Here is a 428-nt window from a genome sequence, read left to right as displayed (position 1 = left end):
GTTTTTCCAATAGATAGAACAGCGCGGTCGGTGCATTGCCGATGGCAACCACCGAGCCCGCCATGCGCTCGCCCCACAAATCGATCGCGGCGGCCGAGCGGGTGTTGCCGATTTCCCTGGCGATGTCGTGCGTGCGCGGATCGCGCAAGGTGCAGATCACCTCGTTGCCGGCCGGCAGCCTGGCGCGGGTGACGCCATGCGAGACCATTTCCGCGTCGCAGAAAATTGGCGCGCCCGCCGCCAAAGCGGTGCGGGCAGCGGCAACCAAATCCGTGGAGAACACAAAATGACTTGAAGATTCGACCTGGCCGCAGGCATGGATCATGCGGATGGCGACATCGGCCTCGGCCTCGGAGAAGCGCGACAGATCGGCCTCGGCGCGGATAATGGCGAAGGAGCGCTCGTAGATCGCCGTGCCGTCATGGATG

At 64.0% G+C, this 428-nt stretch carries 1 protein-coding gene; it reads right to left on the bottom strand.

What is annotated here, in order from left to right; genetic code table 11:
- The coding region (locus tag EN939_RS37685) for a precorrin-8X methylmutase (RefSeq protein WP_164751672.1) at positions 1-427 on the bottom strand (427 nt) is incomplete at its 3' end.
- Between the last annotated feature and the right edge of the window lies 1 nt (position 428).

The sequence above is a fragment of the Mesorhizobium sp. M7A.F.Ca.CA.002.05.1.1 genome, from assembly GCF_003998335.1.
Taxonomy (GTDB): domain Bacteria; phylum Pseudomonadota; class Alphaproteobacteria; order Rhizobiales; family Rhizobiaceae; genus Mesorhizobium.
The sequence above is the reverse complement of the archived record's forward strand: the minus strand, read 5'-3'. Positions and strand labels throughout refer to the sequence as shown.